The following is a 23,942-nucleotide window of genomic DNA, read 5'->3' as shown; positions in this document are numbered from 1 at the left end:
ACTTACGTGGTGCTGGCACTGCTCGTGGTTCTCCTTCGGGCCAGGATCATAAGCCTGGCTTCAGGGACTCCACGAAACGGGGTGCAGCTCAGTTCGATACTCATCGCTGGGTCGGGTGGCCCTGCGGCGGGCGATGAACGCGCGATGGGCCTCGATGGTCTCGGTGGGGTAGATCGCCTTGTAGCCCATCGTCGTGTCGAGACTCTTGTGCCCGCAGATCACTTGGGCGATGTGCGGTGGTAGACCGTTCATGATGGCGTCGGTGACGAAGATCCTGCGGAAGTCGTGCGGGGAGAAGACGAGCGGTTCGCCGCCGGCATCGGTCAGGCCCGTGGTGGCCAGCGCGTTGATCAGGAGCTTGCGGAGGGCTGTCGGGGTGAAGGCGCGGTGTTCGGTGCCGATATCGCGTTGGAACAGCAGCGGCATCGGCGGGTTCCAGACCCGCTCGTGGACGTCGTAGGAGGTCACCAGTGGGATCGCGCCGCTGCTTCCTCGCAGGCGGCGGACCATGGTGGAAAGGATGTCCGCCAGTTCCGGGCTGACGAGTAGGAGCCGTTCGCTGTCGGTTTTGGACGGGGCGACTTGGAGCAGGGGCATGACTTCGCCGGTTCTGGGGAGCCGGTATTCGGTAATGCTGTGGTGGGTCAGCTCCAGGAGCTCCTCGTTGCGGATGCCGGTCAGACGCAGGACCTCGATTGCGGCGAAGGCCCAGAAGGCTTCGCTCTCCTCGTAGGTGACGTTCCGTCGCCGCCCGGTCGAGGTCTCCTCGGCCCAGGTCAGGTGTCCGGCGGCCTTGGGCGCGACGGCTCTGCGCAAGGTTCCGGCGGTGTCGGGGATCAGGTCCCCGGGCCGGGTGTGCTCGGCGGCAGCCAGTAGTTCAGCTGCGGCGCGTCGCCTGCGGTCGGCGGTGTCGGCCAGCACTGGCAGGACGGGCAGTCGTTCGCGGGTGCGCTGGTCCATCCGCGCCTTGCGGTGTTTGCGGTCCTTGGCCTTGCTGATCTCCTCATCGCTGATCGGGCAGGGGCGTCGAAGGCGCAGCACGACCGATCAGGATGCCGTCCCGACCCTGTCCAGGTGAAGACGGCAGGGCGGCTGGCAGTTGTATGGGGCAGTTGCATGGGAGATCGCCCATCAAGCCTGTGCCCTGGTCGGATGATCCATCGGCACCCGCAGAGTGTGTCGCTCGCCTATGGCGACGGGGCCATGAGGAACAGGGGCGAGTCGCCGCACTGGTACATGGGGCCGCTCACGTTCGTGGTGGGACGGTGGGAGGGCGTTCCGGGGGTGGCCGGACCGACCTGGCGGATGAGTGAACCGGTGGTGTGCATGGGGGAGGTCGACATCACCACTCGGCGCTGGGCGTTGACGAGCGACGCCGGAACCGCGAGGCGGGCGAGATGGGGGAGCAGCCGCGGCTCGAGATCGGACACGTAGACGTCCGCCCCCACCACGCCATATATATCGGGGCTGTCGCCGGAGGGCAGGGTGACCGGCATGGTGAAGGTCAGCGAATACTCGCCCGTACAGAGGTAGTCGACGTACGGCCCGGTGATGTGGCGGCGGCCGGTGCGCAGGGGGGTGTCGTACCACGCCAGCTTGGTGAAGTCGAGGTAGTGGTCACTGCTGGGGTCGAGGTCGACGACAAGTCGGCGAAGCGGTTTCGTCTGCTCGCCCCGCAGCCACCACTCGAGCCACTGCTGCTCGTCCGCGAGCGTCCCAGGGACAGGGACGAACCCTGCCCCTGCGGCCATGCCGCCGGTCCTCCGGATCACCGCTTCGATCGCGGGGCGGAGCCCCGCGAGGTCCTCCCAGCCCAAGGGGGTGTCCGCCGCCTGGCGGCTTCGGATCAGAGCCTCCGTGGCGGCCCGGAGATCGCCGAGTGCGCCGAAAACGTTCGCGACGATGTCGCCAACCAGATCGGTCACCGCCATGACCGACTCGTCGGGCTCCTCGCTCATCGGGGTGCTCACCTGGGCTCTCGTCTCGTGGTCAGGGTCGGCCTTCATGCTCGGCCCCCGGTGGGGATGGTACGGGCCAGCTCCAGGCGCAGCTGCCTGAGCCGGTCCATCGCCTGGGTGATGTGCTCCTCGGCGAGCGAGCGGGCGGTCCCGGCGTCTCCGTCCGCAATGGCGGCGGTGATCGCACGGTGATCCCTGGCGACGCGTTGGCCCGCTTCCCCGTCGTCCGCGAGCCACAGGAGCGCCCCGACCTTGGTCTGAAGCTTGAGCTCTTCCCGGGTGAGCCACGGAGACTGCGCCGCGGCCGCGACCTCGATGCGGAACAGGCCGTCGGCCCGGCGTCGGGCAGCCGCGTCCGGGGCTTCGGCCAGTTCCTCGACCACCTCTTCGAGTCCCTGTACGTCCTCCTCGGCCGCCCGGTGGGCGGCGAGGCGGGCAGCGGTTCCGGCGATCGCCGCGTAGCGATCCGTGATGTCCCGGAGCTGAGCAAGCGTCAGCGCCTCCAGATACTGCCGGAGAATCGCGGCGGGCGCGTCCGGGACGGCGCACACGAAGCTGCCTCCGCCGCGGCCACGGCGCGTCGTGATCAACTTCTGCTGGCGCATGATCGTGAGCGCTTCGCGCACGGTCACGGGAGAGACGCCGAACTGGGTCGCGAGTTCACTCTCGGCCGGCAGCTGCTCCCCGTCGGCGAGGAGGCCGAGCGCGATCGCGTCGGTCAGCCGGCGCAGGACGATCTCGGCCCGGCCCTGGGTCTCGAGCGGTGCGAACAGGGCAAGACGAGCGCCACCGGATAGAAGCCGTCGCGTCACGTGCCATCCTTCCGAGAATCCGTTTCCGCTCTGTAAACCGTAGTGACCGCCCCTTGTCTCAAGGAATATAGAACTATATGTTATCGGTTCATCGAGGCGGTTGTGCTCGATTGCGAGCACCTGGGCACCTGGTCCAGGGCTGCTCTGCCCCCTGTCCCGCCTGTCTGGCCCCGTTCTCGGAGTTCCGATTGACCCTGCTGCGCAACTACATCAACGGCGCGTTCACCGATGCGGCCGACGGCCGCACCACCGAGGTCATCGACCCGACGACGGGCGAGGTCTACGCCACCGCCCCGCTGTCGGCCCAGGCCGACGTCGATGCCGCGATGGTGGCCGCCGCCGACGCGTTCGAGACGTGGCGGGACACCACCCCCTCGCAGCGCCAGCTCGCCCTGCTGAAGATCGCCGACGCGATCGAGGCGCGGGCCGGGGAACTCGTTGCGGTGGAGTCCAAGAACACCGGCAAGCCGATCGCGCTGACCGCATCGGAGGAGATTCCTCCGATGGTGGACCAGATCCGCTTTTTCGCCGGCGCCGCCCGCATGCTCGAGGGCAAGTCGGCCGGCGAGTACATGGACGGCATGACGTCGATCATCCGCCGCGAGCCGGTCGGCGTCTGTGCCCAGGTGGCGCCGTGGAACTACCCGATGATGATGGCCGTGTGGAAGTTCGCGCCGGCGATCGCCGCGGGCAACACCGTCGTGCTGAAGCCGTCGGACACCACCCCGGCCTCCACCGTGCTGCTCGCCGAGATCGTCGGCGCCGTCTTTGAAGAGCTCAGCCTGCCGACGGGTGTCTTCAACGTCATCTGCGGTGACCGCGAGACCGGCCGGATGATGGTCGAGCACGAGACCCCGGCGATGGCCTCCATCACCGGCTCCGTCCGCGCCGGCATCCAGGTCGCCGCCTCCGCCTCCAAGGACGTCAAGCGCGTCCACCTGGAGCTGGGCGGCAAGGCCCCGGTCGTCGTCTTCGAGGACGCCGATATCCCGGCCGCCGTCGAGGGCATCTCCGTCGCCGGCTACTTCAACGCCGGCCAGGACTGCACCGCCGCCACCCGCGTGCTGGTGCACGAGTCGATCCATGACGAGTTCGTGGCCCAGCTGGCCAAGGCCGCCTCGGAGACGAAGACCGGCCTGCCGGACGACGAGGACGTGCTCTACGGCCCGCTGAACAACGCCGACCAGCTCGCCCGGATGACCGGCTTCATCGACCGTCTGCCGGCCCACGCCAAGGTCGAGGCGGGCGGCCACCGCGTCGGCGACAAGGGCTACTTCTACGCCCCGACCGTCGTTTCCGGCCTGCAGCAGGACGACGAGATCATCCAGAACGAGGTCTTCGGCCCGGTCATCACCGTGCAGAAGTTCTCCGACGAGGCCGAGGCCGTCCGCAACGCCAACGGCGTCGAGTACGCGCTCGCCTCCTCGGTGTGGACCAAGGACCACGCGCGCGCGATGCGCATGGCCAAGCGCCTCGACTTCGGCGCGGTGTGGATCAACACCCACATCCCGCTGGTCGCTGAGATGCCGCACGGCGGCTTCAAGAAGTCCGGGTACGGCAAGGACCTCTCCAGCTACGGCTTCGAGGACTACACCCGGATCAAGCACGTCATGACGTCCATCGCCGAGTGACGACGACGTCCTGACGCCCTTCGAGAAGTGCGGAGTCGCCCCGGCCCCGCCGCCCCCTTTTCCTCGGACAACGCCCAACTCTGGAGTCCCCCAGATGTCAACCACCAGACAAACGACAGCCGTGAGCGATGCGGACCAGGACGCGGCGGATACCGCCCAGTTGGCAGCCTTGGGTTACCAGCAGCAGCTCACCCGCGCCCTCGGGCTGTGGCAGAACTTCTCGGTCGGCTTCACCTACCTCTCGCCGCTCGTCGGGGTCTACTCCCTGTTCGCCTACGGCTTGGCCACCGGCGGTCCCGCGTTCGTGTGGTCGATCCCGATCGTCCTGGTCGGCCAGGTCCTGGTCATGCTCACCTTCGCCGAGACCGCCTCGCAGTACCCGCTCGCGGGCGGCATCTACCAGTGGGCCAAGCGGCTGGTCGGCCCCCGCTACGCCTGGCTGTCGGGGTGGATGTACACCTGGGCGCTGCTGATCACCGTGGCCTCGGTCGCCTTCCCCATCGCCGGGTACGCGGGGCCCCTGCTCGGCTACCCGGTGAACCACACCACCACCGTGCTCACAGCGGTCGTGGTCATCCTCCTGTCCGGCGCGGTGAATCTGGCCGGGGTGAAGCGTCTGGCCTTCGCCGCGACAGCGGGCGTGGTGGCCGAGGTCATCGGAACCGTCGGCCTGGGGCTGTACCTGCTGCTGTTCCACCGCCACCACAGCGTCTCGGTGATCAACCACACCTTCGGCGCGGGCGGGTCCGGTGGCTACGTCGGAGCCTTCCTGGCCGCCGCCCTGTTCAGTGTGTGGATCTTCTTCGGCTTCGAGGCGTGCGGCGACATCGCCGAAGAGGTCAAGAACCCCTCCCGCAAGATCCCCCGCGCGATGAGCATGACCCTGGCCGTCGGCGGCGTGGCCACGGTCATCCTCACTCTGGGCCTGCTGCTGGCCGTCCCTGACCTCGGAGCGGTGATCAGCGGCAAGGACGCCGACCCGATCGGCACCGTGCTCGCCGCGTCGCTCGGCACCGTGGGCTCCAAGGTCGCCCTGGCGCTGATCGTGCTCGGCTTCGTCTCCTGCACGCTCGCCATCCAGGCGGCCACGACGCGTCTGGTCTACGCGTTCGCCCGCGACGGTGTCATCGCCGGCTCCCGCGCCCTGTCCACGCTGCACCCGAAGTTCCACATGCCCCCGGGCGCGATCGCGGTGGCCACCCTCATCCCAGTCGGCGTCACCCTGCTGCCGTCCGCCAGCGTCGCCCGCATCATCACCTTCGCCGTCGTCGGCATCTACGTGGGCTTCCAAAGTGTGGTCGTGGCTTCCCTGATCGGACGGTTCCGCGGCTGGAAGCCGTCCGGCGCCTTTCGTCTCGGCCGCTGGGGTTGGGCGGTCAACGTGGTCGGCCTGCTCTACGGCATCGCGGCCATCATCGTGCTCAGCCTGAAGACGCCCGCCAACGGCACGGGCTTCTTCGACCGCTGGCTCGTTCCCTTCTCTGTCGCCATCGTCCTCGCCGCCGGGCTGCTCTACCTGCTCATCGCCCGTCCCCGCGAGCTGATCCGTGAGGACGCGCGCGTGGACGCGGTCGCGGCAGCGGCGACGTCGGACGACGGCGCTGCCCAGCCGCAGCACTGACATCACCGCAACTGGTCTCGTCCGGTCGGCGGCTCAGCCGCCGACCGGCTCTCCTCCCCGAGAAGCCCACGGTAGCGCGACAGCCACCGCAGGTTCGCCATCAGCACCGGATCCGGGACCCCGGCCCGCACGAACTCCCTCACCGGGCGCCGGTCGGCCGGCCCGGCGTGGAGGACCTCCAGGATGTGGCCCTCCCACCACAGGGCCTTCTCGCGCGCATGCTCCGGAGGCGCCTCCAGCAGCGACACCGGCGGCATCGGCATCCGCAGTCGGCATCCGCAGTCGGCTGCCGATGCGGGTGCCGATACATCATCCGCACAATCACAGCCTTGATCGCCGATCTCTGGTCGGCACCCCCCGCTCGCCCGCGATCTTCACTTGGACAGGACCCGGGCGGCATTATGACCTGTTGTGCTGCTGCGCCTGCTGCCGATGAGCGACCGGGAGAAGGACGTGGAGATACTGGCGCTGTGGCACCAGCTACTGGTCCTGCAGCGGCGCGCTGCGGCCCTACCGCCGAGCGCCCCACTTCATCGTCGAGTGCGACGCTCTCGCTCTCGCACGGCAGCCGTGTGCGTGCCGGAAATTACGTCCGTGCTGGTCAGGCTGCGTGTTGGTGCTCGTGGAGGATGCCGCCGAGTCGGTCGTGTCGGCGTATGTCGGGGTGGGTGTTTTGCCCTGGTTCGGTGATCGGTTCGGGCAGGGGGCGGAGTGGGGCGGCGGCCTGCAGTGAGCGGTGAGTTCGGTGCTCGTTGTAGTGCTGCTCGTATTCGCGTAGCGCATGACGTAGATGGTGTTCGTTCCAGATCAGGGTTCGGTCGAGCAGCTCGCGGCGCAGGGTTCGCACCCACCGCTCCATGACCGCGTTCATGCGCGGCACCCTGATGCCGGTCAGTATGGTGCGGACGCTGGCATCGGCAAGGATCTCACCGATGAGGTCGGGGAACTTGGCGTCGCGGTCACGGATGAGGAACCGGGGTTTGGCGCCGGCGTCCTCAAGATCCATGACCAGGTTCTTGATCGCCTGGGTCACCCAGGCCGTGGTGGGATGAGCGGTGGTGCCCAGGACGCGGATGCTGCGGGTGGCGTGCTCGATGACGGCGAGGATGTACTGGCGGTGTCCGTTCAGGTCACCGTCTCGATGAAGTCCATGGCCAGAAGGGCGCAGACCTGGGAACGTAGGAAGTCCGCCCACGTGGTCCGCTGCGGTGCGGGATCGATGCCCTCGTTCTTGAGGGTCTCCCAGACGGTGGAGGGGGCGATCTGGATGCCGAGGGTGGCGAGTTCGCCGTGGATGCGCCTGTAGCCTCACGTGGTGTTCTCGCGGGCCAGACGCAGGACGAGCCGTCGTATGGAACGCTAGGTCGGCGGGCGGCCGGGCCGTTTGGGGCGACTGAGTTTGCCGTGACGCTGCCTGATCAGATCGCGGTGCCGGCGCAGAACGGTGTCGGGGTGCACCAGCAGCCGCAGGCGCCGCAACCGGCCGCGTGGCAGGTGGACCAGGAGGGCGGCGAGGAAGGCCCGGTCCTCAGGGGTGAACTTGACCTTGTTGGTGCCGAGTTGCCGTTCGAGCACAGTGAGTTGGTGGCGTAGGGCCAGGATCTCCATGTCCTTGGCGTGGTCGCTGAGCGGCAGCAGTCGCAGGGTGGCGAAGGTGTTCGTGATCGCCAGGTAGGCGAGGCGCAGCAGCACGAGCGATCATCATGCCAGTCTGCGGCTCCGGGCTCGCCAGCAGGCTGACCAGCATGGATAACGTTTCCGGCACGCACAACCATGACGATCAGCGTCAAAAACAACCCCCACCTCGGACAACGGCACCCGTCTGGTCGAATCCCGGACTAGAGGGGCAGGCACGGCTGGAGACCGGCGATCGGGGCCGTGAACTGGGCGGATGCTTTATCGGCACCCGCACTGTCGGTGCGGGTACGGGGATGAGGACGGCGGCGCCCCCACGGCCGGCGGGAGCCGTGGGGGCGCCTGGTCGTACGGCGTGACCGCTGCTGGGTCAGCCGCGGGGTACGACCATCGACTGGACGTCGGGCAGGCCACGCCAGTCGTTGGAGGCGACCGTGGCGTGCGCCTTGGCCAGTTCGGTGATCCGGGCCTGGGCGTCCGCGTCCGAGGGGTTGGTGTCGTCGAGAAGCGGCGGCACGTTCTGCGCGTCGGTCATGATCAGCAGGTAGTGGCGCGTGTCGTACCAGCTCGTGTCGATGGAGCCGCCGAGGTACGTGGCTGCGTCGCCGTCGAACACCACGAACCAGGGGCGCAGCGAGGTGTCGGAGTAGCGTGTGCGCGGGTCGCCGGCCTGGGCGTTGTGGACCGACGGGAAGATGTTGGCCTGGGCGGTCTTGCCCTGGGTGTGCAGGTCACGCAGGTAGCCCGCGTACTCCTTGTCCGTCCACAGGCTGTCGGTCGGGTTGTTCTCCTCGACGGTGCCCGGGATGATCTCGAAGATCACCTTGCCGGCGAGCGCCTGCCGGGTCGGCCAGTTGTTGGCGCCTGCCGCGTCGTCCAGGGTGGCGTACTGGCCGCCGCCGGGCTTGTTGAGCAGGTCGTTCGGCTTGAAGACCAGGTTGCCGAGGTGGGCGCTGATCGACTGGTCGAGCTTGGCCGGGCTCATCCCGAGGTTGGCCTGGAAGCCGGCCTTCATCTCCAGCTTGATGATCAGCGGGGCATGCCCCGGGTGCGCGCCGAGCCAGACCCGTACGTCGTCCAGGCAGCTCTCCAGGTCCTTGTTGGCGCCGCCGGTGTAGAGATCGGCGGGGGCCGACGCGTTGACGCAGTTGTTGCTGTTGCTCGTCAGGCTGTCGTGGCTGACCTTCCACTCCTGGGTTAAGTAGTCGTCCCAGACGTCCAGTTCGATCATCGAGGTGCCCGTGTCGAGCCCCTGCGCGAGATAGGTGAACGCGGCGGGGTCGTAGGTGTTGTGCAGGCCGGACGTGGTGGCGCCCGAGAGCGGAAGCGTTTCCGTTCCGGTGGTGTCGGCGGCTGCGGTGCCGTTTCCGGCGCTGGCGATGGTGAACGCCAGGCAGGCGGTGAGCGTGCCCATCAGCGCCGTACGCAGTCCAACGGAAAGCCGGCGGTTCAACTGACCGGTCACGTGTCCTCCAGTGGGTGGCTTTGCGTCAGAACGTTGACGGCCAGGCATGAATCGACGGAGACATGACACGTAATGCGATACGGACTCCTGCTGTCGGCTTCCCCGCTCCAGCCGTATGCGGCATTCCGTCACCCAATGGAACGCCTCTCGCCCCGTGCAGGGCAGGACAAGTGGACAGCGGGCATGGGGGGGTGTCGCGAGTCGTACGGTCGTGGTGGTGGAGCGGTGGCGTACGAAGGTCGCTTGGCGGACCGTCAGGACCAGCTGCGGTCTGCACGTGCGGGCGTGGCGCTGCTCCATCAGGCCGCGTGCCGGCGCAGCAGGGTGTCCGGTCGGACCAGTAGCCGCAGTCGGCTCAGGACCTCGCGCGGCAGCGGCTCCAGCAGAGCGGCGAGGAATGCGCGGTCCTCCGGAGCGAATGTCGCCCGGTCCGTACCGAGTTGCCGCTCGAGGACGGAGACCTGGTGACGCAGGGCGAGGTCTCCGCGTCCTTGACGCGGTCGCTCATCGGTAGCAGCCGCACGACGGCGAACGCGTTGGAGACGGTCCGGCAGGCGAGTCGAAGCAACACCGGTGATCATCCTGCCTCAGCCCCGGGCACGGCCTTGAGCTGCATGGATGGCAATTTCGGCAGGCGCAGTCCGGTGGATGAGCGGTCACTCCCGCGATGCGCAGCCACGTGTGCCGTGTGCGAGGAAGCCAGCGCGTACAGGCGGCGCAGGCCGACCAGGTCGATGTGGACGAAGTCGCAGGCGATGACGCCCTCGGCTTGCGCGGTCAGGAACTCGCGTCATGCCGACCCTCCACGGCGTGGGGTCTGGATCGATGCCCGCCGCGGTGAGGATCTCCCGAACCGTCGTCGAGCCGACCGGGTATCCGAGTCGGACGAGTTCCCCTTGGATCCGACGGCAGTCCCACCGCGGATTCTCCCTGCCGAGCCGCAGTACCAGAGCCTTCACCGCACTCACGGTCGACGGTCCACCGGGCCTCCTTCGGCGCTTGCTGTAGTCACAATTGCGCTCGCCCGGACTGCGGTTCCATGCCAGCAGCGTCGCGGGCGTCACCGGGAACAGTTGCGCCCACCGGCGCTGGGGAATCAGGGAGGACAGCACCACGAACCACGGGCGATCTGCCGGCTCGTACCAACCCGGGCTCGGGAACTGTCTGCGCGGCGCCGCGTTCACGTGGCGCAACACGAGCAGTACCGCATCATTGACGGCGCCCCGGCGCCGCAACACCATCGAAACCGCGAGTAGCTCTGCCAGCAGCTGCCACCGCCAGAGGCAGCTTCGTCTTCGCCCGTGGGACTCCTGTCCATCCGGATACACGGGCCGACTACCACGCTCCTGAGCGACGTTGTCTACCCACGGATCTTCACCGTCACGCTGTATCGGCCCTCATCGCCGACGCAGCGGCGGGCCTCGCCGCAACTGGTGCGGCGGGCCGTGATGTCTGCTGAGCCGGGCCGGACGGCGCGCAGGGCGAGTTCGACAGTGCCGCAGCCTCTGCCCGGGGCACAGGTGTGGGCCGATGTGACCCGCGAGGCGCCGGCGGCGGCCAGGACATCGGGTGTTCTGCTGGTGAGGTCGGACCAGTATGTGCTGTGCAGCGTGACCACCACCGAGGTGCCCACCGTGGCCGAGACGGTGGTGTGGTTCGTGCGCTCATCCAGCCGGAGGGGTGCGGGCGTGGTCGGCGCGGCAGACTGCGCGGCGTCGGCGCCGCAGGCCGAGATGGCGGTGAGAGCCAGGCATGCGGCGAAGCAAGGTGCGAAGTGGGCGCGAGGGAGCGCCATGAACGAGACTCCTTCCCGGCAATGTGTGCCGGTGAGACGGTTCCGCCCCAGCAGTGGTTCCCTGCTGGGGCGGAACGTGTCCTGCTGGGCCCGGGGGCCTGGTGGGGTCAGGAGGCGTTGAGGGCGGTGTCGTCGACCACGAAGCTGGTCTGCAGGCTTGAGTCCTCGGTGCCGGTGAACTTCAGCGTGACCGTCTGACCGGCGTAGCTGGAGAGGTTGAAGGACTTGAGTACGTAACCGCCGGCCGCGTTCAGGTTGGAGTAGGTGGCCAGGGTGGTGGTGCCGACCTGGACGGTCAGCTTGTCGTAGGCCGTGGTCGTGGTGGTCTCGGCGGTGTCGATGTGCAGGTAGAAGGAGAAGGTGGCGCTGCACCCGGCGGGGATGGTCACCGACTGGGACAGGGTGTCGGTGTGGGTGCTGCCGTAGCCGTCCAGCCAGGCCTTCCAGCTGCCGGAGTGGGCGGGCTCACTGCCGGAGTTGTCGATCACGCCGCTGCTGGCTGTCCAGGGGGAAGCGGTGCCCGTCTCGAAGCCGGGGTTGCCGAGCTTCTGGCCGGGGCTGGCGCAGCCGCCGCCCGTGCTGCTGACGGTCCAGGTGAACGAGGTGCTGCCGGAGGCGCCCGTGGTGTCGTGGGCGGTGACCGTGACGGAGGAGGTGCCGGCCGTGGTGGGGGTGCCGCTGATCAGGCCGCTGGAAGAGATGCTCAGTCCGGCCGGCAGCCCGGTCGCGGTGTATGTGAGGGTCTGGCCGGAGGCGGAGTCGGAGCCCGTCATCTGCAGGGACACGGCCGTGCCCACGGTGCTGCTCTGGTTCCCGGGGTTGTTGACGGTGACCGTGTTCCCGGTGCTGCCGCCGACGATCGCGTGGCTGATGGCGCACGAGTTGGTGTCGTTGGACCAGCTGGCCTGCTCGGCGAAGGTGCCGGTACCCATCGTGATGTTCGCCGCTCCACCCGTGCTGCCCGGCGATATCCAGGCGCATTCGTCGGCGTTCTCCTGGCCGTTGTAGGAGCTGCCGGTGTGGTTGGTCCAGCCGCCGGCCGGGTTCTGGTCCGACATCATCTCCTGCCACTCGTGGCCGAGCGTCATGGTCCAGCCGTCGAGTGTGCCGGGGGAGTTGACGAACCCGACGCCGCAGCCCGCGCCGGAGTCGATGTTGTACGGCTGGTTGCTGAAGGCGATATCGCCGTAGCTCGAGGAGACCGCACCGCCGGTCAGCGTGGTGTCACCGTTCCAGTCGTGCCAGGCGCAGTACTGGCCCTGGTAGCTGTCCGGGTTGGTGCCGTGGGGCGACAGGACGACGTAGTACGCGTCGCGGTTGGCGGCGGCCGTGGTGTTGCCGAAGTGGCCGGCCGCCTTCACGGCCTCGGCGCCGAGCTGGTGCCCGGTGGCGGCACTGGGCGAGGCGGCCGAGTTGTCGTACCACGTGCCGGCGAGCACGCCGCCGCTCTGGTAGGGGATGAAGTTGGCATTGGCGGGGCAACTGGTGGCGCCCGACGCCACGTTGGGGCCGTCACACCACTGGGTCAGGTCGGCCGACCACAGCTCGTTGCCGGTGCCGATGTCCTTGAACATCTCCTGGGCGACGGGGGCGGCGCCCGCCGAGTCGCCGGAGAAGGTCATGTCTCCGTTGCTGTTGGTGCTCTGAGTGCCCCACTGTGTGCCGTAGAACACCAGGTAGACCTTCGAGTGGCCGCTTTGGACACCGATGCCGTCGACGCCGCCGCCGTAGGACAGCGTCTGCGGCCCGGTCGCTGCGGTGGCGGCCGGATGAGCGGCCGCCCAGGACTCCATCTTGGCGTGCCGCTGGAGGGTCGGCAACACGCCGTGCCGGTAAGGGTGCTGGTAGGCGGGGCTGTAGGGGTTGGCGATGGAGCTGCTCGACGTGTGTGATGCCGTCGGTGCGGCAACCGCCTGGGGCGCGGCGGCCAGCATGCCGCCGGTGATCAGGGCCGCGGCCGACAGCAGGGCGGTGGCCCCGCGGCGGGTGAGCCGTCGGAGCCGGTTGGGTCTCGCGTGGTCGGTGTTCTGCGATCGCAAGAGACTGCCCTCCATGGGGGATCGATGCCCTACCCGTGGTATATGTCAGGAGCATGTCATGACAGGATTCGAGACGGCGCGTAACCACTGGTACCTGTGGGCTGCGAGTAGCACGTGCTTTGCTGTGAGCTGCCACCCCTGGCCGTGGTGGCTTCGGCGAAAGGTAGTGAGCGCCCACTCCAAGGCGCTACCCGCCAATGGCAAAGGCTTGTCCTTGAAGCATGAACTTCTGCAGGATCAACGACTTTGAACGGGAAGGGAGTTGATACACGGGTGCTTCAGGGGGAGTCCGCAGCTGATCAGCTCTAACGTGTGGAGCCATGGATGCGGACGACGGACCGGTCAATGACCTCACGGCACTGGGCCTGGCACGCTACGAGTCGCGGGTCTACCTCGCGCTGGTCAGACGCGAGTCGTACACGGCGGCGGAGGTGGCGCGTGAGGCCGATGTGCCGCGTCAACGCGTCTACGACGTACTGGAGGCGCTGGTGCGGCGCCGGCTCGCCTGTCCCGCGTGAAAACTCGGGTTCGAGATGCTGACCTGCCGCCTTTCCCTGCGGGATGACCGCCGCTTGGGGCACGATCGATGGTCATGCCGTGGTCACGGATCTACCTGCTGGCACGCCGGTCGCTGGAGCCGGGGGCTTGCGGCTGCTGGGCAGCGCCGCGAAGGACGTCGAACTGTTGGTGCTGCGGCACCAGGTCGCGGTGCTGCAACGCCAGGCTGGTCAACCGAGACTGGAACCAGGCGACCGGGTGTTGCTGGCTGCCTTGTCGCGGCTGCTTGCCAGGAAGCGCTGGAGCAGCTTCTTCGTCACACCGGCGACGCTCTTGCGCTGGCGTCGTGAGCTGATCGCGGACAGGTGGACGTACCCTCACAAGCGTCTCGGCCGACCACCGATACCGGAAGAGACACGGGAGTTGATACTGCGCCTGGCCCGCGAGAATCCGCTGTGGGGCCACCGGCGGGTGCAGGGGGAGCTGGCCCGGTTGGGCATCACTGTCTCGGCCGCTACCGTCCGGGCCGTCCTGCGCCAGGGCAACGTTCCGCCCGCGCCCCAGGCGGCGCACGACACCTGGGCTTCCTTCCTGCGAGCCCAGGCCTCGGGCCTACTGGCCTGCGACTTCTTCCATGTCGACACCACGTTTTACCGACGTCTCTATGTGCTGTTCTTCATGGAGGTTGAGACACGCCGGGTGCACATTCTCGGTGTGACTGCCACCCGAACCGGGACTGGGTGATCCAGCAGGGGAGGAATTTGATGTCGACTTTGGGGGACCGGGTAGACCGATTCCGCTTCTTCCTACGGGACCGGGACGGCAAGTTCTCCGATGCGTGCGACGCCGTCCTCGCCGGCGACCACTACAACCAGCACAGGCCCCACCAATCCCTCCGCCAACGGCCTCCCCAGGCCGTAGAGGGCAGCCCGACAGCAACCGTTATCCCATGGGAAGGCCGCGTCCGCGGCACCCGACTACTCGGTGGCCTCATCAACGAGTACCAGCAAGCAGCCTGACTTGTCCGGACAAATGGCCTGGTCAACGTCTCGAACAGAGATTTTCGCGCGGGACAGGGGTCGGCCGACGTGACACGCCTCTGGGTCGGCCGGCCGCGTCTTCTGCCTGCTCGTGGCGATCGCCGGGCTGGGCGCGGCCGCGGTGGTCGGCGACCGCACCATCACCGCGGTCGACCCCAAGGGCCAGATGTCACTGCTGCTGCTGGCCGGCGGACTGGAAGGGGGCACCTCGAGCGCTGCGGGGAGCGCCCTGTTCACGGCCGTGGCGTGCGCGGTGTTCTTCGCCGTCCTCGGGGTGGTCGCCGGTGCCGCGCTCTCGGCGGCCGCTGCGTTGGCCCACGACGCCCACGCGCACGCAGTACGCCGCGGCCGGCTCACGGAAGTCAGCGAGGTCCTGTCGGCTCGCTGGTCCGGGGTGGGCGTCGGCGTCCTCAGCATCGTCCTCGCCGCCCTCTCGCAGGGCTACAACGTGAACTTCCTGTCCTCCCTCGCCCTCGCCGTCGCCGCCTCCTCGGTACTGCCCGCCGTCGTCTACACCCTCTTCTGGCAGCGGTACAACCGGACCGGGCTGTTGTGGACCGTCTACGGCGGCCTCGCGACCTCCATCGGACTGGTTCTGTTCTCACCGGCAGTCTCCAGCGCGCCCTTCGCGCTCTTCCCGCACAGCAACTTCCACTGGTATCCGCTGCAAACTCCTGGCCTGGTGTCGATACCGACGGCGTTCCTCCTCGGCTGGGTGGGCAGCGTCAGTGCACGCGGGCGCAGGGCCGGCGACAGGCAGGGCGAACCCGGCTACGCGGAAGCGGAGCTTCGGATCCTCGCCGGAGCCGGTGGCGACTGAACGGGCGGTCGAGGCGGAGGAGTGGCTTCCGGACGTCGAGCGATCAAGCAGGGGCGTACAGCCCGACAGATTTCGCTGCGGCGGCAAGCGTCACCGTAAGTTGCCCTGGAGTCGCCGCAGAGGTGGCTCCCTGCCCTGGCCGTCACGTGTCCTGCGGGTCACGGCTGCACGCTGCGAGGGTGATATCGGTGAGGGACTGTTCCGCCCAGATGGTCTTGCCGGTGGCGTCGTATCGGGTTCCCCAGCGGTGGGAGCGCTGGGCGACGAGGAAGAGCCCGCGTCCGCCTTCATCGATGGTGGAGGCCCGGCGGATGTGCGGTGAGGTGCTGCTGGCGTCGCTGACCTCGCAGATCAGCGTCCGGTCTCGGATGAGCCGGAGCCGGATCGGTGGGGAGCCGTAGCGGATGGCGTTGGTGACCAGTTCGCTGACGATGAGTTCGGTGGTGAAGGCCAGATGGTCCAGCCCCCACTGGTCGAGCTGTCGCGCCGCGAGCGAGCGGGTACTGGCGACGGCGGCGGGGTCGCACGGCAGGTCCCATGTCGCGACGTGCGCGGCGCCGAGCGAGCGGGTACGGGCGAGGAGCAGCGCCAGGTCGTCCTCGGCCGCCAGATGGGGGGGGGGTGACTGCGTTGACGATGGCCTGGCCGATCTCGTCCGGTGGACGGCTGCTCCCTGCGGTGATCGCGCAGAGTCGCTCGCGCAGTTGCCTGGTTCGCCTCGCAGGCCGCCAGGAGGCCTTGTGTGTACAGCACGAGGGTGCTGCCCTCGGCGAGTTCGATCATTTGGGGCTCGAAGACAGGATCGCCCAGTCCCAACGGCTGGTTGGACGGCAGATCCGCGAAGTAGACCTGGCCGACCGGATCGGCGACGACGGGTGGGGGGTGTCCGGCGCTCGCCATGCCGCAGCAGCGCGAAACGGGGTCGTAGACCGTGTACAGGCAGGTGGCACCGGCCCGCTTCTCCAAGATGGGTGCGGACCCTGCCGTGTGTTCGCGTTCGACCAGGCGCGGCACCATGTCGTCGAGTCGGGCCAGTGCTTCGTCGGGGGCGAGGTCGAGCTGTCCGAGAGTGCGCACGGCGGAGCAGATCTGCCCCATGCAGGCGGCCGCCTCGACACCCGTGGCTGGTATGTCGCCGACGGCGAGGGCCACGCGGGCGCCGGAGAGTGGAATCACATCGAACCAGCAGCCGCTCACCCCGGCGTGCGCGCGGGCCGGACGGTAGTGATGCGCGACCTCGACGGCGCCCTGGTCGGGAACGCTGCGCGGAAGCATGCTCTGCTGGAGGGTCACGGCGGCGGAGCGCTCGCGGGTGTAGCGGCGGGCGTTGTCCACGCAGACGGCTGCGCGGGCGACCAGCTCCTGCACGAAGACCAGGTCGTCGGGTTCTAAGGCGTCCGGCCGGGACTCCGTGCGGTACAGATTGCCCACCCCAAGGACGGTGTCTCTTGCCCGCAAGGGCACCACCATCAGGGAGTGGGTCCCGTGTGCCAGCAGGGCCTTGGTCCTGGAGTCGGGAGAGTTCCGGACCCAGTCGACGTCGGGGTCGACGACCGACAGCAACCGGGGCCGCCCGTCGGCGAGAGCATGGACATAGGGCGACTCTGCGGGGAACTCCTGAACCTCTCCGACCAGCCGGAGCTTTTCGGTGATCCCCGGATGGGAGGCCTTGCGGGCTACGAGGCGCAGCGTGATCCCGTCGGCGCCGGGGGCGGGGCTTCCTCGCCGGCCATGACACCGTCCAGGAGGTCGATCGTGGTGAGGTCGGCCATGACACCGTCCAGGAGGTCGATCGTGGTGAGGTCGGCCAGGCGCGGGACGAGCACGTCGGCGAGCTCCTGGGCCGTGCGCGTGACGTCGAGTGTCGTTCCGATGCGGCCGGTGGCTTCGTCGAGCAGGGCCAGGCGCTCGCGGGCACGGTAGCGGTCGGTGACGTCGACGATCAGGTCGGTGACGCCCAGGCATCGGCCGTCCGGTCCGGTCAGCGCAAACGACGACGTCATCCATACGTGGTCCCTGCCCGGATCGGCAGGCGTACGACCGCGGTGCTCGGTGCCGACGACGGGCAGGCCCGTCTCCAAGACCCGCGCGAGCCGACCCTCGATCCCGGCAGCATCGAGCGCAGGCAGAATCTCGCCGATCCGGTGGCCGAGGAGCTGGACGTTGGGAACCCCGTGGATGCGTTCCAGTGCGGGGTTCGCACGGACCAGGCGCAGCTGGGTGTCGAACACGGCCACACCGATCGGTGACTGGGTGAACAGCGCGTCCAGGATGGCCAGGTCCTCCTCGCGCGGCATCAGCCGCTCGGGCGCATCCGCGCTCCAGGGGCGGCCCGATGCGTCGGCCGGAATGCCCATCCCACTGGTCCCGTCGTTCGGTCTCAGTGTCCCTCTACACCCCCCAGAGTAGGCAGGCTGACCCGATCAGGGGTGCTCGGGCGCCGGCACCCGTGGTCGCATGCGGGCGACGCCGTGGTGGTGGCCGCCTCACACGACAGCTACGGTCGCCGCTGCCTGCACAGACAACCGCCCCGAGGCCGTTGTGGCCCGGGGCGGCTGAGATCGACTAGAAGCCCCCGATTTCACGCTTGAGGATCTTGCCGGTAGGCCCCTTGGGCAGGGCGTCGACGAGCCGGATCTCCCGTGGATATTTGTACGGTGCCACGCGCTGGCGCACGAACTGGCGCAGTTCCTCGGCGTCGGCCCGGCCGCCGGGACGCAGGGCGACCACGGCGGCGACCTCCTGGCCGAGGAGTTCGTGCGAACGCCGATCACCGCCGCCTCCGCGACGGCGGGGTGTTCGTAGAGGACCTCTTCGATCTCTCTGGGGTAGACGTTGTAGCCGCCGCGGATGATGAGGTCTTTCTTACGGTCGACGATGTAGAAGTAGCCGTCCGCGTCCATTTGGGCCAGGTCGCCGGTGTGCAGCCAGCCGTCCACGATGGTCTCGGCGGTCGCGTCGGGGCGCCCCCAGTAGCCGGCCATCACATTGTGGCCGCGCACGCAGAGCTCCCCCACGCCGTCCTGCGGGTCGAGGATGCGCATCTCCACGCCCTCGATGGGGGTGCCGACCGAGCCGGGTTTGCGGGGCCGGTCCAGGTGGTTGAAGGAGACCACCAGAGAGGTTTCGGACATGCCGTAGCCCTCGAGTACCGGGCAGCCGAAGGCGGCTTCGAAACCATGCAGCAGCTCGACCGGCAGGGAGGCTCCGCTGGAGATGCACAGGCGCAGCGAGGCCGTCTCGCTGCGTGCGTCGAGCCGGTGCTCGGCGAGCAGGGCGGCGTACATGGTCGGTACGCCCTCGAAGACCGTGACCTTCCGGTCCGCGATGACGCCTAGCGCCTGGCTTGGGGTGGAAGCGGGAGAGGAGGGCGAGACGTGCGCCCGCGATCACGGCGGCGTTCATGGCGCAGGCCTGTCCGAAAGCGTGGAACAGCGGCAGGCAGCCCATCACGACGTCGTCGGGGGTGAGGCGGAGGACGCGCGCGGTGATCTCGCAGTTTCGGGCCAGTCCAGCGTGGGTGAGCATGGCACCCTTGGGGACACCGGTGGTGCCGGAGGTGTAGAGGATGACGGCGAGGTCGTCGTCCCTGCGGGCGACGGTCGGCTCCATGTCGGGGTGCCCGGCGAGCAGGTCCGGCAGACCTCCGGGCGTGACCGGCACGATCGGGATCGCGGCGCCCTCGGCGCCCCGTCGCGCTTCGTCGACGGCGTCCTGGTGGGCGAGGAGCAGGGTCATGTCGCTGTCGCGCAGGTAGTGGGCGATCTCGCGCTGCCTGAGCAGGGGGTTCATGGGCACCACGACGGCGCCGACGCGCAGGATGCCGTAGTAGAGGGCGGGGAACTCGAGCACGTTGGGCAGCATCAGGCCGACCCGGTCGCCGGGTCGGACGCCGCGCGCGGCGAGGAGTGCGGCTGTACGGCCGGCGAGAACGTGCAGTTCGGCGTAGGTGAGCTGCTGGTCGTCGAGTTCGACGGCGGGCCGGTCGCCGTGGGCGTGGGCGGCGCGCGTGAGGAAGTCGTTGAGGTTCATTCGGGATTCCTCCTGGTCACCCGCGCAGGGCGGAGGCGAAGACGGCGGGCAGTTGGGCGGGGCTCGGCGCGGTCGTGAAGCGAGTGATGCGCTCGAGGGTGGTGCGACCGGTGCGGTTGGTGACGAAGTACGGAGGCTTGGGGGACAGCGAGGGGCAGCCGGTGAACAGGCCGCGGGGAGCGGGAGCGAAAGGGGCGCGCAGCACGGTCTTCTCGATGTCCTCGAGCATGAAGGCGTTGTTGACGAAGCCAATGCCACTGCCGATCGCCTGCCGGGTGTGGCCGGGATGGGCACCCCAGGGGGTGTACCCGAGGAGGAAGTTGACGCCGGACCAGGTGTTGACGCCGATGGTGCCGTAGCGCAGCTCGTCCAGGGCCGCTTCCACCGCACCGGGCTGAGTCCTCTCGGTCCTGGGGTGCACGATCAGGGTCGCGCCCAGGGTGCCGGGAAGGACGGAGTTGGCGAAGTCGACGGCATGGCGGAGGAAGTGCGCGGGGGTCTCGCCGGGCAGGCGTACCACCCCCAGCGCACTGGCGAAGACCTCGCCGGTGAGCAGCATGTCGTCGCGGTCGGTGATGTCCGGGACCAGAATCCGGCCGTCGCCGGCGTGGCGTTCGGCCTGCGGGTGAGCCGCGAGGACGGCCTGAAGCCGCTGATGGGCCCCGGGGTAGTAGTCCGTGCGCGCCGGCAGGGCGCGCAGCACCCGTCTGATCTCCTCCAGCAGCAGGTCGGTTCCCGGCCAGGAGCGGGGCAGCACCAGCACCTGGCTGGCGATGCAGTTGTGGCCGGAGTTGTTCATCTTGCTCGTGACGATGTGCTCGGCCTGGAAGCGGAAGTCCGACCTGCTCCACGGCCCGGGCACCACGATGCACGGGCTGACCCCGCCCAGCTCGCTCGTGAGCGGCTTGTCGGTCAGCGGGGTGTCCTCGCGGCGACGCCGCTCCGCGTGTTCGTCGGTGCCCCAGACGATGGCGTCGTGGGTGCGGTCGCTGCCGGTGACGTGGATGGAGTCCACGCCGTCGTGGGTGGTGAGGTAGGCGCCTTCGGCGGGGCCGCCGTCGACGAACCGCAGCCAGCCGCGCTCGGTGAACTCGGCGAAGATCCGCTCGAAGTGCGGGCGGAGATAGGCGTTGACCGGGTTCATCTTGGCGATGACGACCTGGCCCTCGGCGTAGAGCTTGTGCAGGATGTCGCTCGCGGTGAGCGAGGCGACATTGCCGGCTCCCAGGACCAGCGCCACGCCGGGGCGCTGCACACCACCCCGGTACCGTGCGGCCGCGCCCTGTCGTACCTGCTCGGACGTGATCCCGGCCTGCATCCGGACCTGCGCCGAGTAGCCGTTGAGCAGCAGGCTGTCCCAGCCGGTGGCGGGGAAGACGTCCACCCAGGCGCGGCCGCCTCGCTCGTGCACCGCGCCCGCGTGCAGCGGTTCGCGGTCGGCGGCCAGGCGTCGCAGCACGTGCAGCCGCGCGGTGACCTGCTGGGCCAGCGACCATGGACCGCCGGCCCAGTCCTCCGCGGCCCACGGCGAGCCGGGGTCGTATCCCTTGGCGCGTGCGCCCGCCGCGGCCAGGTCGGCCGCGCCGTCGCGGATCCTGGGCATGAGCCTTTCCAGCGGGCCGATGCGTTCGGTGAGCGGCGCAGTCGCCCAGGACGGGGCATTGTGACGCAGCTCTTTCAGGGCGCAGTCGAGGACGGTCGTGTCGAGGGCGGGGCTGTTCACGTCACTCCTTGGCGGGGCGAACAAGCTGGGCGATAAAGGGGGTTGGCAGGCCTTACGGCTCCGAGAGCCGAAGCCTCGGGCGGTCAGAGTGACGGTGGCCGTCCCGCCGGACGTGCGGCACGGCCACCGTGTGCAGGCAGACGGTCGGTCCGGATCACCGGGACTGCCGGGCGAGGGGCCGGGTGCTCAGGACAGCGGGACGCCGGCGATCGCGATGCGCTCCATCACACGGCGCTGGGGGTAGTAGTCGTTGACGGCGTAGTGCTGTACGGCGATGTTGTCCCAGATCGCGATCGAGTCGGGCTGCCAGCGGAACCGCACCTGGAGCTCGGGAATGCGCGCCTGCAGGCCCAGCTCGTGGAGCAGTTCCCGGCTCTCGGCCTCGGGCAGTCCGACGATGCGGGTGGTGAACGGCTCGTTGACGTACAGGGCCTTGCGCCCGGTGCGCGGGTGCCGCACGACAATCGGGTGCTCCACCGGAGGCAGGAACACGCGCAGCGCCTCGATCTGCTGGGGGGTCATGAACGTCCCCCAGCTGGGCTCCCAGTCGTGTACGGCGGTGAGGCCCTCGATGCGCTGCTTCATCTCGTCGCTGAGGTTGTCGTAGGCGGCGCCCATGTCGGCCCACATGGTGTCACCGCCGGCCGACGGGACCTCGACCGAGCGGAGCACCGAGCCCAGGGCGGGCGCGGCCATGAACGAGTGGTCGCTGTGCCAGATGTTCTCCTGCCCGATGGCCATCTCGTCCTTCGCCAGCCGTGAGACGCCGACGGTGTCGCCCTTGGGGAAGAACGGGTTCGGCTCCGGCTCGCCCCACACCGCGGCCAGGGCCAGGTGGGCGTCGACGTCGACGTCGTGCTGGTCACGGAAGAAGATCACCTTCCATTCCAGCAGCGCCTGCCGCAGCTCCTCCGCGAGCTCCTCGCCGATCGGCCCGGACAGGTCCACACCGCCGATCTCCGCGCCGATGTGCGGCGTCATCGGCGCGATCCGCAGCAGCCGGTACTCGGCCGGCGCCGTACCGGGCACGGTCCGCTCCAGCACACGCCGGCCGAAGTGGATCAGCGGCTTGTCCAGCAGGGGGTTCTTGTCGGCTCCGGTGGTCTCCATGCGGTCCTCCACGGTCGCATCCAAAAAATCGTTACGCGCAGTATCGATATTAAGATGGGCGGCCGCAAGGGGTTCCACCATGACCGTTTCGTCACGCCACCCGGGAGCCGCAGCCGGGACACACACCCATGGCGTCGCACGGGTCACGACCACCCGTTCGCTGGACACTCCACCAGGCACGCGCCGCCACCGCCGGGCCGCGACCCCGTATTCGCAGCGAACAGGCCTTGTCGTCAGGCCCCAGCGTATCGATACTTCACGTAACGATTTACTCGCCGTTGCGATCGGCGCATGCCGACGCGCCCCGATCCGCCGGCGTCCTCTCCCCAGCGCTGCACGCCGACCACGCCTGCCCGAGAACAGCTACCTTCGCGGAGCCCCCGTGCCCAACACCGATCTCACCCCCGTCACGCTCACCGAGCCCGTCCCGACGAGCCGCAGCCACCGACGGCAGGCCTGGACCGTCACCGGGTTGCTGGTGGTCTTCATGATGGTCAACTTCGCCGACAAGTCCGTCCTCGGGCTGGCGGCCGACCCGATACGCCATGACCTCGGCCTGTCGGCGACCGGCTTCGGGCTGGCCAACAGCGCGTTCTTCCTGCTCTTCTCGCTCTGCGGCGCCACCGGCGGGCTGCTGGCGGACCGGGTGCGGCCACGGTGGCTGCTGCTGGGGATGGCACTGCTCTGGTCGATCGCCCAGATGCCGATGGCCCTCGGCGGGGGGCTGGTCGCGCTGGTCGCCTCGCGGATCGTGCTGGGTGCCGCGGAGGGGCCCGCCTTCCCGGTGGCCCAGCACAGCGCCCTGGCATGGTTCCCGGACCGCCGCCGCAACCTTCCCGGCGCTCTGCTCAGCGTGGGCATCGCCCTCGGCGTGGTGCTTGCCGCACCGGGGCTGACCTGGCTGATCCAGCACCACGGCTGGCGCTCCGCCTTCGCCGCAGTCGCCGTCGCCGGCGTGGTGTGGGCCGCGGCCTGGGCCGTTTTCGGCAAGGACCGGGTATCACAAGCTGAATCCCGTAGCGTCGGCGCGTGCGCCAGCAGTGGCGGCGAGGAGAGCTCGCACGCCCCCTCGTACCGTCGCATCCTGACCACCAGGACCTGGATCGGTGCCACGATCGGCTACTTCAGCACCTACTGGATGATCGCCCTGTCACTGGTGTGGGTGCCCTCCTACCTGCACGACGGCCTGGGCTACTCCGCCGCCGCCGCCGCCGGCCTGGTCGCCGCGATCTGGGCGGTCAACGGCATGGCGCTGCTGGTGCAGGCAGGAGTGACCGGACGACTGCTACGACGTGGAGTGAGCAGCCGGTGGGCCCGTGGCCGCGTCGGGGGCATCACCCTGCTCGTCTCCGCACTCGGCTGCGGCGCCCTGTCGCAGGCCGCACGCGGGCCGGTCACCGTGCTGCTCCTGCTCGTCGGCTTCGGCCTGTGCGGGGCGATGTCGACGATCGCGGTGACCACGGTCGCCGAAATAGTCCCGGCCCGCCGACGGGGCGGCGCCCTCGGCCTGATGAACGCCGTGGTCACCACGGGCGGCCTGATCGCCCCCACCCTGACGGGATACCTGGTCGATGCCCAGGGCAGGGCCGGTTACCAGCATGCCGTGCTCCTCGCCGCCGTACTACTCGTGCTGGGCGGTACGGCCGCCGTGACACTGATCGACCCGGCCCGCGACGCTCGGCGCCTGGCCCCCTGACCATCGTCGTACTGCTCCGCTGCACCGTTCTTCCTGGACAACGGGCGGAACGGTCCGCACGCAGGCC

18 protein-coding genes and 3 pseudogenes are annotated in these 23,942 nt (G+C 69.0%); 6 read left to right on the top strand and 15 right to left on the bottom strand.

All coding sequences use genetic code 11. The features are described from left to right. Positions 1–60: 60 nt before the first annotated feature. The 3 genes from ACZ5NH_RS42450 to ACZ5NH_RS42440 all read right to left on the bottom strand — a co-directional run bounded on the left by ACZ5NH_RS42450 (position 61) and on the right by ACZ5NH_RS42440 (position 2,890). Entirely contained in the window at positions 61–1,041 is a 981-nt protein-coding gene (locus ACZ5NH_RS42450) for a tyrosine-type recombinase/integrase (protein ID WP_468783453.1), read from the bottom strand. Between the two features lie 146 nt (positions 1,042–1,187). Beyond that, positions 1,188–1,958 (bottom strand): cache domain-containing protein, encoded by a 771-nt coding sequence (locus ACZ5NH_RS42445; protein ID WP_468783451.1) that lies wholly within the window; start codon positions 1,956–1,958, stop codon positions 1,188–1,190. Positions 1,959–2,002: 44 nt separating this feature from the next. After that, positions 2,003–2,890 carry a FadR/GntR family transcriptional regulator gene (locus ACZ5NH_RS42440; protein ID WP_468783449.1) on the bottom strand — a complete coding sequence of 296 codons (888 nt, stop codon included), beginning with the start codon at positions 2,888–2,890 and terminating at the stop codon, positions 2,003–2,005. Between the two features lie 68 nt (positions 2,891–2,958). Here ACZ5NH_RS42440 and ACZ5NH_RS42435 point away from each other — a divergent pair, with 68 nt between their 5' ends. Together ACZ5NH_RS42435 and ACZ5NH_RS42430 are read left to right on the top strand one after the other, a co-directional pair. After that, positions 2,959–4,401 (top strand): gamma-aminobutyraldehyde dehydrogenase, encoded by a 1,443-nt coding sequence (locus ACZ5NH_RS42435; protein WP_468783447.1) that lies wholly within the window; start codon positions 2,959–2,961, stop codon positions 4,399–4,401. Positions 4,402–4,522: 121 nt separating this feature from the next. Continuing rightward, complete coding sequence (locus ACZ5NH_RS42430) at positions 4,523–6,022, top strand: APC family permease (RefSeq protein ID WP_468783445.1); 1,500 nt, start codon at positions 4,523–4,525, stop codon at positions 6,020–6,022. A gap of 2 nt (positions 6,023–6,024) precedes the next feature. Here ACZ5NH_RS42430 and ACZ5NH_RS42425 read toward each other — a convergent pair whose 3' ends face one another. The 5 genes and pseudogenes from ACZ5NH_RS42425 to ACZ5NH_RS42405 all read right to left on the bottom strand — a co-directional run bounded on the left by ACZ5NH_RS42425 (position 6,025) and on the right by ACZ5NH_RS42405 (position 12,956). After that, a complete protein-coding gene (locus ACZ5NH_RS42425; protein WP_468783443.1) occupies positions 6,025–6,285 on the bottom strand; it encodes a hypothetical protein in 261 nt (86 codons plus the stop codon). Positions 6,286–6,623: 338 nt separating this feature from the next. Then, positions 6,624–7,714: pseudogene (locus ACZ5NH_RS42420) on the bottom strand (integrase core domain-containing protein). 313 nt (positions 7,715–8,027) lie between these two features. Then, positions 8,028–9,122: a phosphatidylinositol-specific phospholipase C domain-containing protein gene (locus ACZ5NH_RS42415; RefSeq protein WP_468783441.1), complete on the bottom strand. Its 1,095-nt coding sequence runs from the start codon at positions 9,120–9,122 to the stop codon at positions 8,028–8,030. A 1,360-nt stretch (positions 9,123–10,482) separates the two neighbouring features. Further along, on the bottom strand, positions 10,483–10,917 hold the full coding sequence (locus ACZ5NH_RS42410; RefSeq protein WP_468783439.1) for a hypothetical protein: 435 nt from the start codon (positions 10,915–10,917) through the stop codon (positions 10,483–10,485). Between the two features lie 107 nt (positions 10,918–11,024). Continuing rightward, positions 11,025–12,956 carry a putative Ig domain-containing protein gene (locus tag ACZ5NH_RS42405; protein ID WP_468783437.1) on the bottom strand — a complete coding sequence of 644 codons (1,932 nt, stop codon included), beginning with the start codon at positions 12,954–12,956 and terminating at the stop codon, positions 11,025–11,027. Positions 12,957–13,276: 320 nt separating this feature from the next. Between ACZ5NH_RS42405 and ACZ5NH_RS42400 the strand changes: the two genes are divergently transcribed. The 3 genes from ACZ5NH_RS42400 (at position 13,277) to ACZ5NH_RS42390 (ending at position 15,314) form a co-directional block, all read left to right on the top strand. Beyond that, positions 13,277–13,474, top strand: coding sequence for a helix-turn-helix domain-containing protein (locus tag ACZ5NH_RS42400; protein ID WP_468783435.1), 198 nt, complete (start codon positions 13,277–13,279; stop codon positions 13,472–13,474). A gap of 43 nt (positions 13,475–13,517) precedes the next feature. Beyond that, a complete protein-coding gene (locus ACZ5NH_RS42395) occupies positions 13,518–14,198 on the top strand; it encodes a helix-turn-helix domain-containing protein (protein WP_468783433.1) in 681 nt (226 codons plus the stop codon). A 387-nt stretch (positions 14,199–14,585) separates the two neighbouring features. Then, positions 14,586–15,314, top strand: coding sequence for a sodium:solute symporter family transporter (locus tag ACZ5NH_RS42390; protein WP_468783431.1), 729 nt, complete (start codon positions 14,586–14,588; stop codon positions 15,312–15,314). Positions 15,315–15,456: 142 nt separating this feature from the next. Here the strand turns inward: ACZ5NH_RS42390 and ACZ5NH_RS42385 are convergent, their stop codons facing one another. The 7 genes and pseudogenes from ACZ5NH_RS42385 to ACZ5NH_RS42355 all read right to left on the bottom strand — a co-directional run bounded on the left by ACZ5NH_RS42385 (position 15,457) and on the right by ACZ5NH_RS42355 (position 22,179). After that, positions 15,457–15,846: an ATP-binding protein gene (locus tag ACZ5NH_RS42385; protein WP_468783457.1), complete on the bottom strand. Its 390-nt coding sequence runs from the start codon at positions 15,844–15,846 to the stop codon at positions 15,457–15,459. A gap of 215 nt (positions 15,847–16,061) precedes the next feature. Next, positions 16,062–16,877, bottom strand: a pseudogene (locus ACZ5NH_RS42380) (PP2C family protein-serine/threonine phosphatase); the annotation flags it as partial. A gap of 113 nt (positions 16,878–16,990) precedes the next feature. Beyond that, a complete protein-coding gene (locus ACZ5NH_RS42375) occupies positions 16,991–17,671 on the bottom strand; it encodes a PAS domain-containing protein (protein ID WP_468783429.1) in 681 nt (226 codons plus the stop codon). A 129-nt stretch (positions 17,672–17,800) separates the two neighbouring features. After that, positions 17,801–18,217 (bottom strand): AMP-binding enzyme, encoded by a 417-nt coding sequence (locus ACZ5NH_RS42370; RefSeq protein ID WP_468783455.1) that lies wholly within the window; start codon positions 18,215–18,217, stop codon positions 17,801–17,803. Positions 18,218–18,343: 126 nt separating this feature from the next. Then, positions 18,344–19,346: pseudogene (locus tag ACZ5NH_RS42365) on the bottom strand (AMP-binding protein); the annotation flags it as partial. A gap of 16 nt (positions 19,347–19,362) precedes the next feature. Beyond that, positions 19,363–21,069, bottom strand: a complete 1,707-nt coding sequence (locus ACZ5NH_RS42360; protein ID WP_468783427.1) for an aldehyde dehydrogenase family protein — start codon at positions 21,067–21,069, stop codon at positions 19,363–19,365. Between the two features lie 186 nt (positions 21,070–21,255). Beyond that, a complete protein-coding gene (locus tag ACZ5NH_RS42355) occupies positions 21,256–22,179 on the bottom strand; it encodes a TauD/TfdA dioxygenase family protein (protein WP_468783425.1) in 924 nt (307 codons plus the stop codon). Between the two features lie 382 nt (positions 22,180–22,561). On the opposite strand from ACZ5NH_RS42355, the gene ACZ5NH_RS42350 reads away from it, so the two are divergent. Then, positions 22,562–23,875 carry an MFS transporter gene (locus ACZ5NH_RS42350; protein ID WP_468783423.1) on the top strand — a complete coding sequence of 438 codons (1,314 nt, stop codon included), beginning with the start codon at positions 22,562–22,564 and terminating at the stop codon, positions 23,873–23,875. Positions 23,876–23,942: the final 67 nt, after the last annotated feature.

The sequence above is a fragment of the Streptomyces sp. NPDC031426 genome (assembly GCF_055581585.1).
Note: the sequence above shows the minus strand (reverse complement) of the source record. Positions and strands in the feature narration are given on the sequence as shown.

Bases quoted from the DNA above. Each gene is read 5' to 3' on its own strand.
- ACZ5NH_RS42445 (WP_468783451.1), bottom strand. From the start codon at position 1,958: ATGAGCGAGGAGCCCGACGAGTCGGTCATGGCGGTGACCGATCTGGTT.
- ACZ5NH_RS42425 (WP_468783443.1), bottom strand. From the start codon at position 6,285: ATGCCGATGCCGCCGGTGTCGCTGCTGGAGGCGCCTCCGGAGCATGCG.
- ACZ5NH_RS42410 (WP_468783439.1), bottom strand. From the start codon at position 10,917: ATGGCGCTCCCTCGCGCCCACTTCGCACCTTGCTTCGCCGCATGCCTG.
- ACZ5NH_RS42400 (WP_468783435.1), top strand. From the start codon at position 13,277: ATGGATGCGGACGACGGACCGGTCAATGACCTCACGGCACTGGGCCTG.
- ACZ5NH_RS42395 (WP_468783433.1), top strand. From the start codon at position 13,518: ATGACCGCCGCTTGGGGCACGATCGATGGTCATGCCGTGGTCACGGAT.
- ACZ5NH_RS42375 (WP_468783429.1), bottom strand. From the start codon at position 17,671: ATGGGCATTCCGGCCGACGCATCGGGCCGCCCCTGGAGCGCGGATGCG.
- ACZ5NH_RS42370 (WP_468783455.1), bottom strand. From the start codon at position 18,217: ATGGACGCGGACGGCTACTTCTACATCGTCGACCGTAAGAAAGACCTC.
- ACZ5NH_RS42355 (WP_468783425.1), bottom strand. From the start codon at position 22,179: ATGGAGACCACCGGAGCCGACAAGAACCCCCTGCTGGACAAGCCGCTG.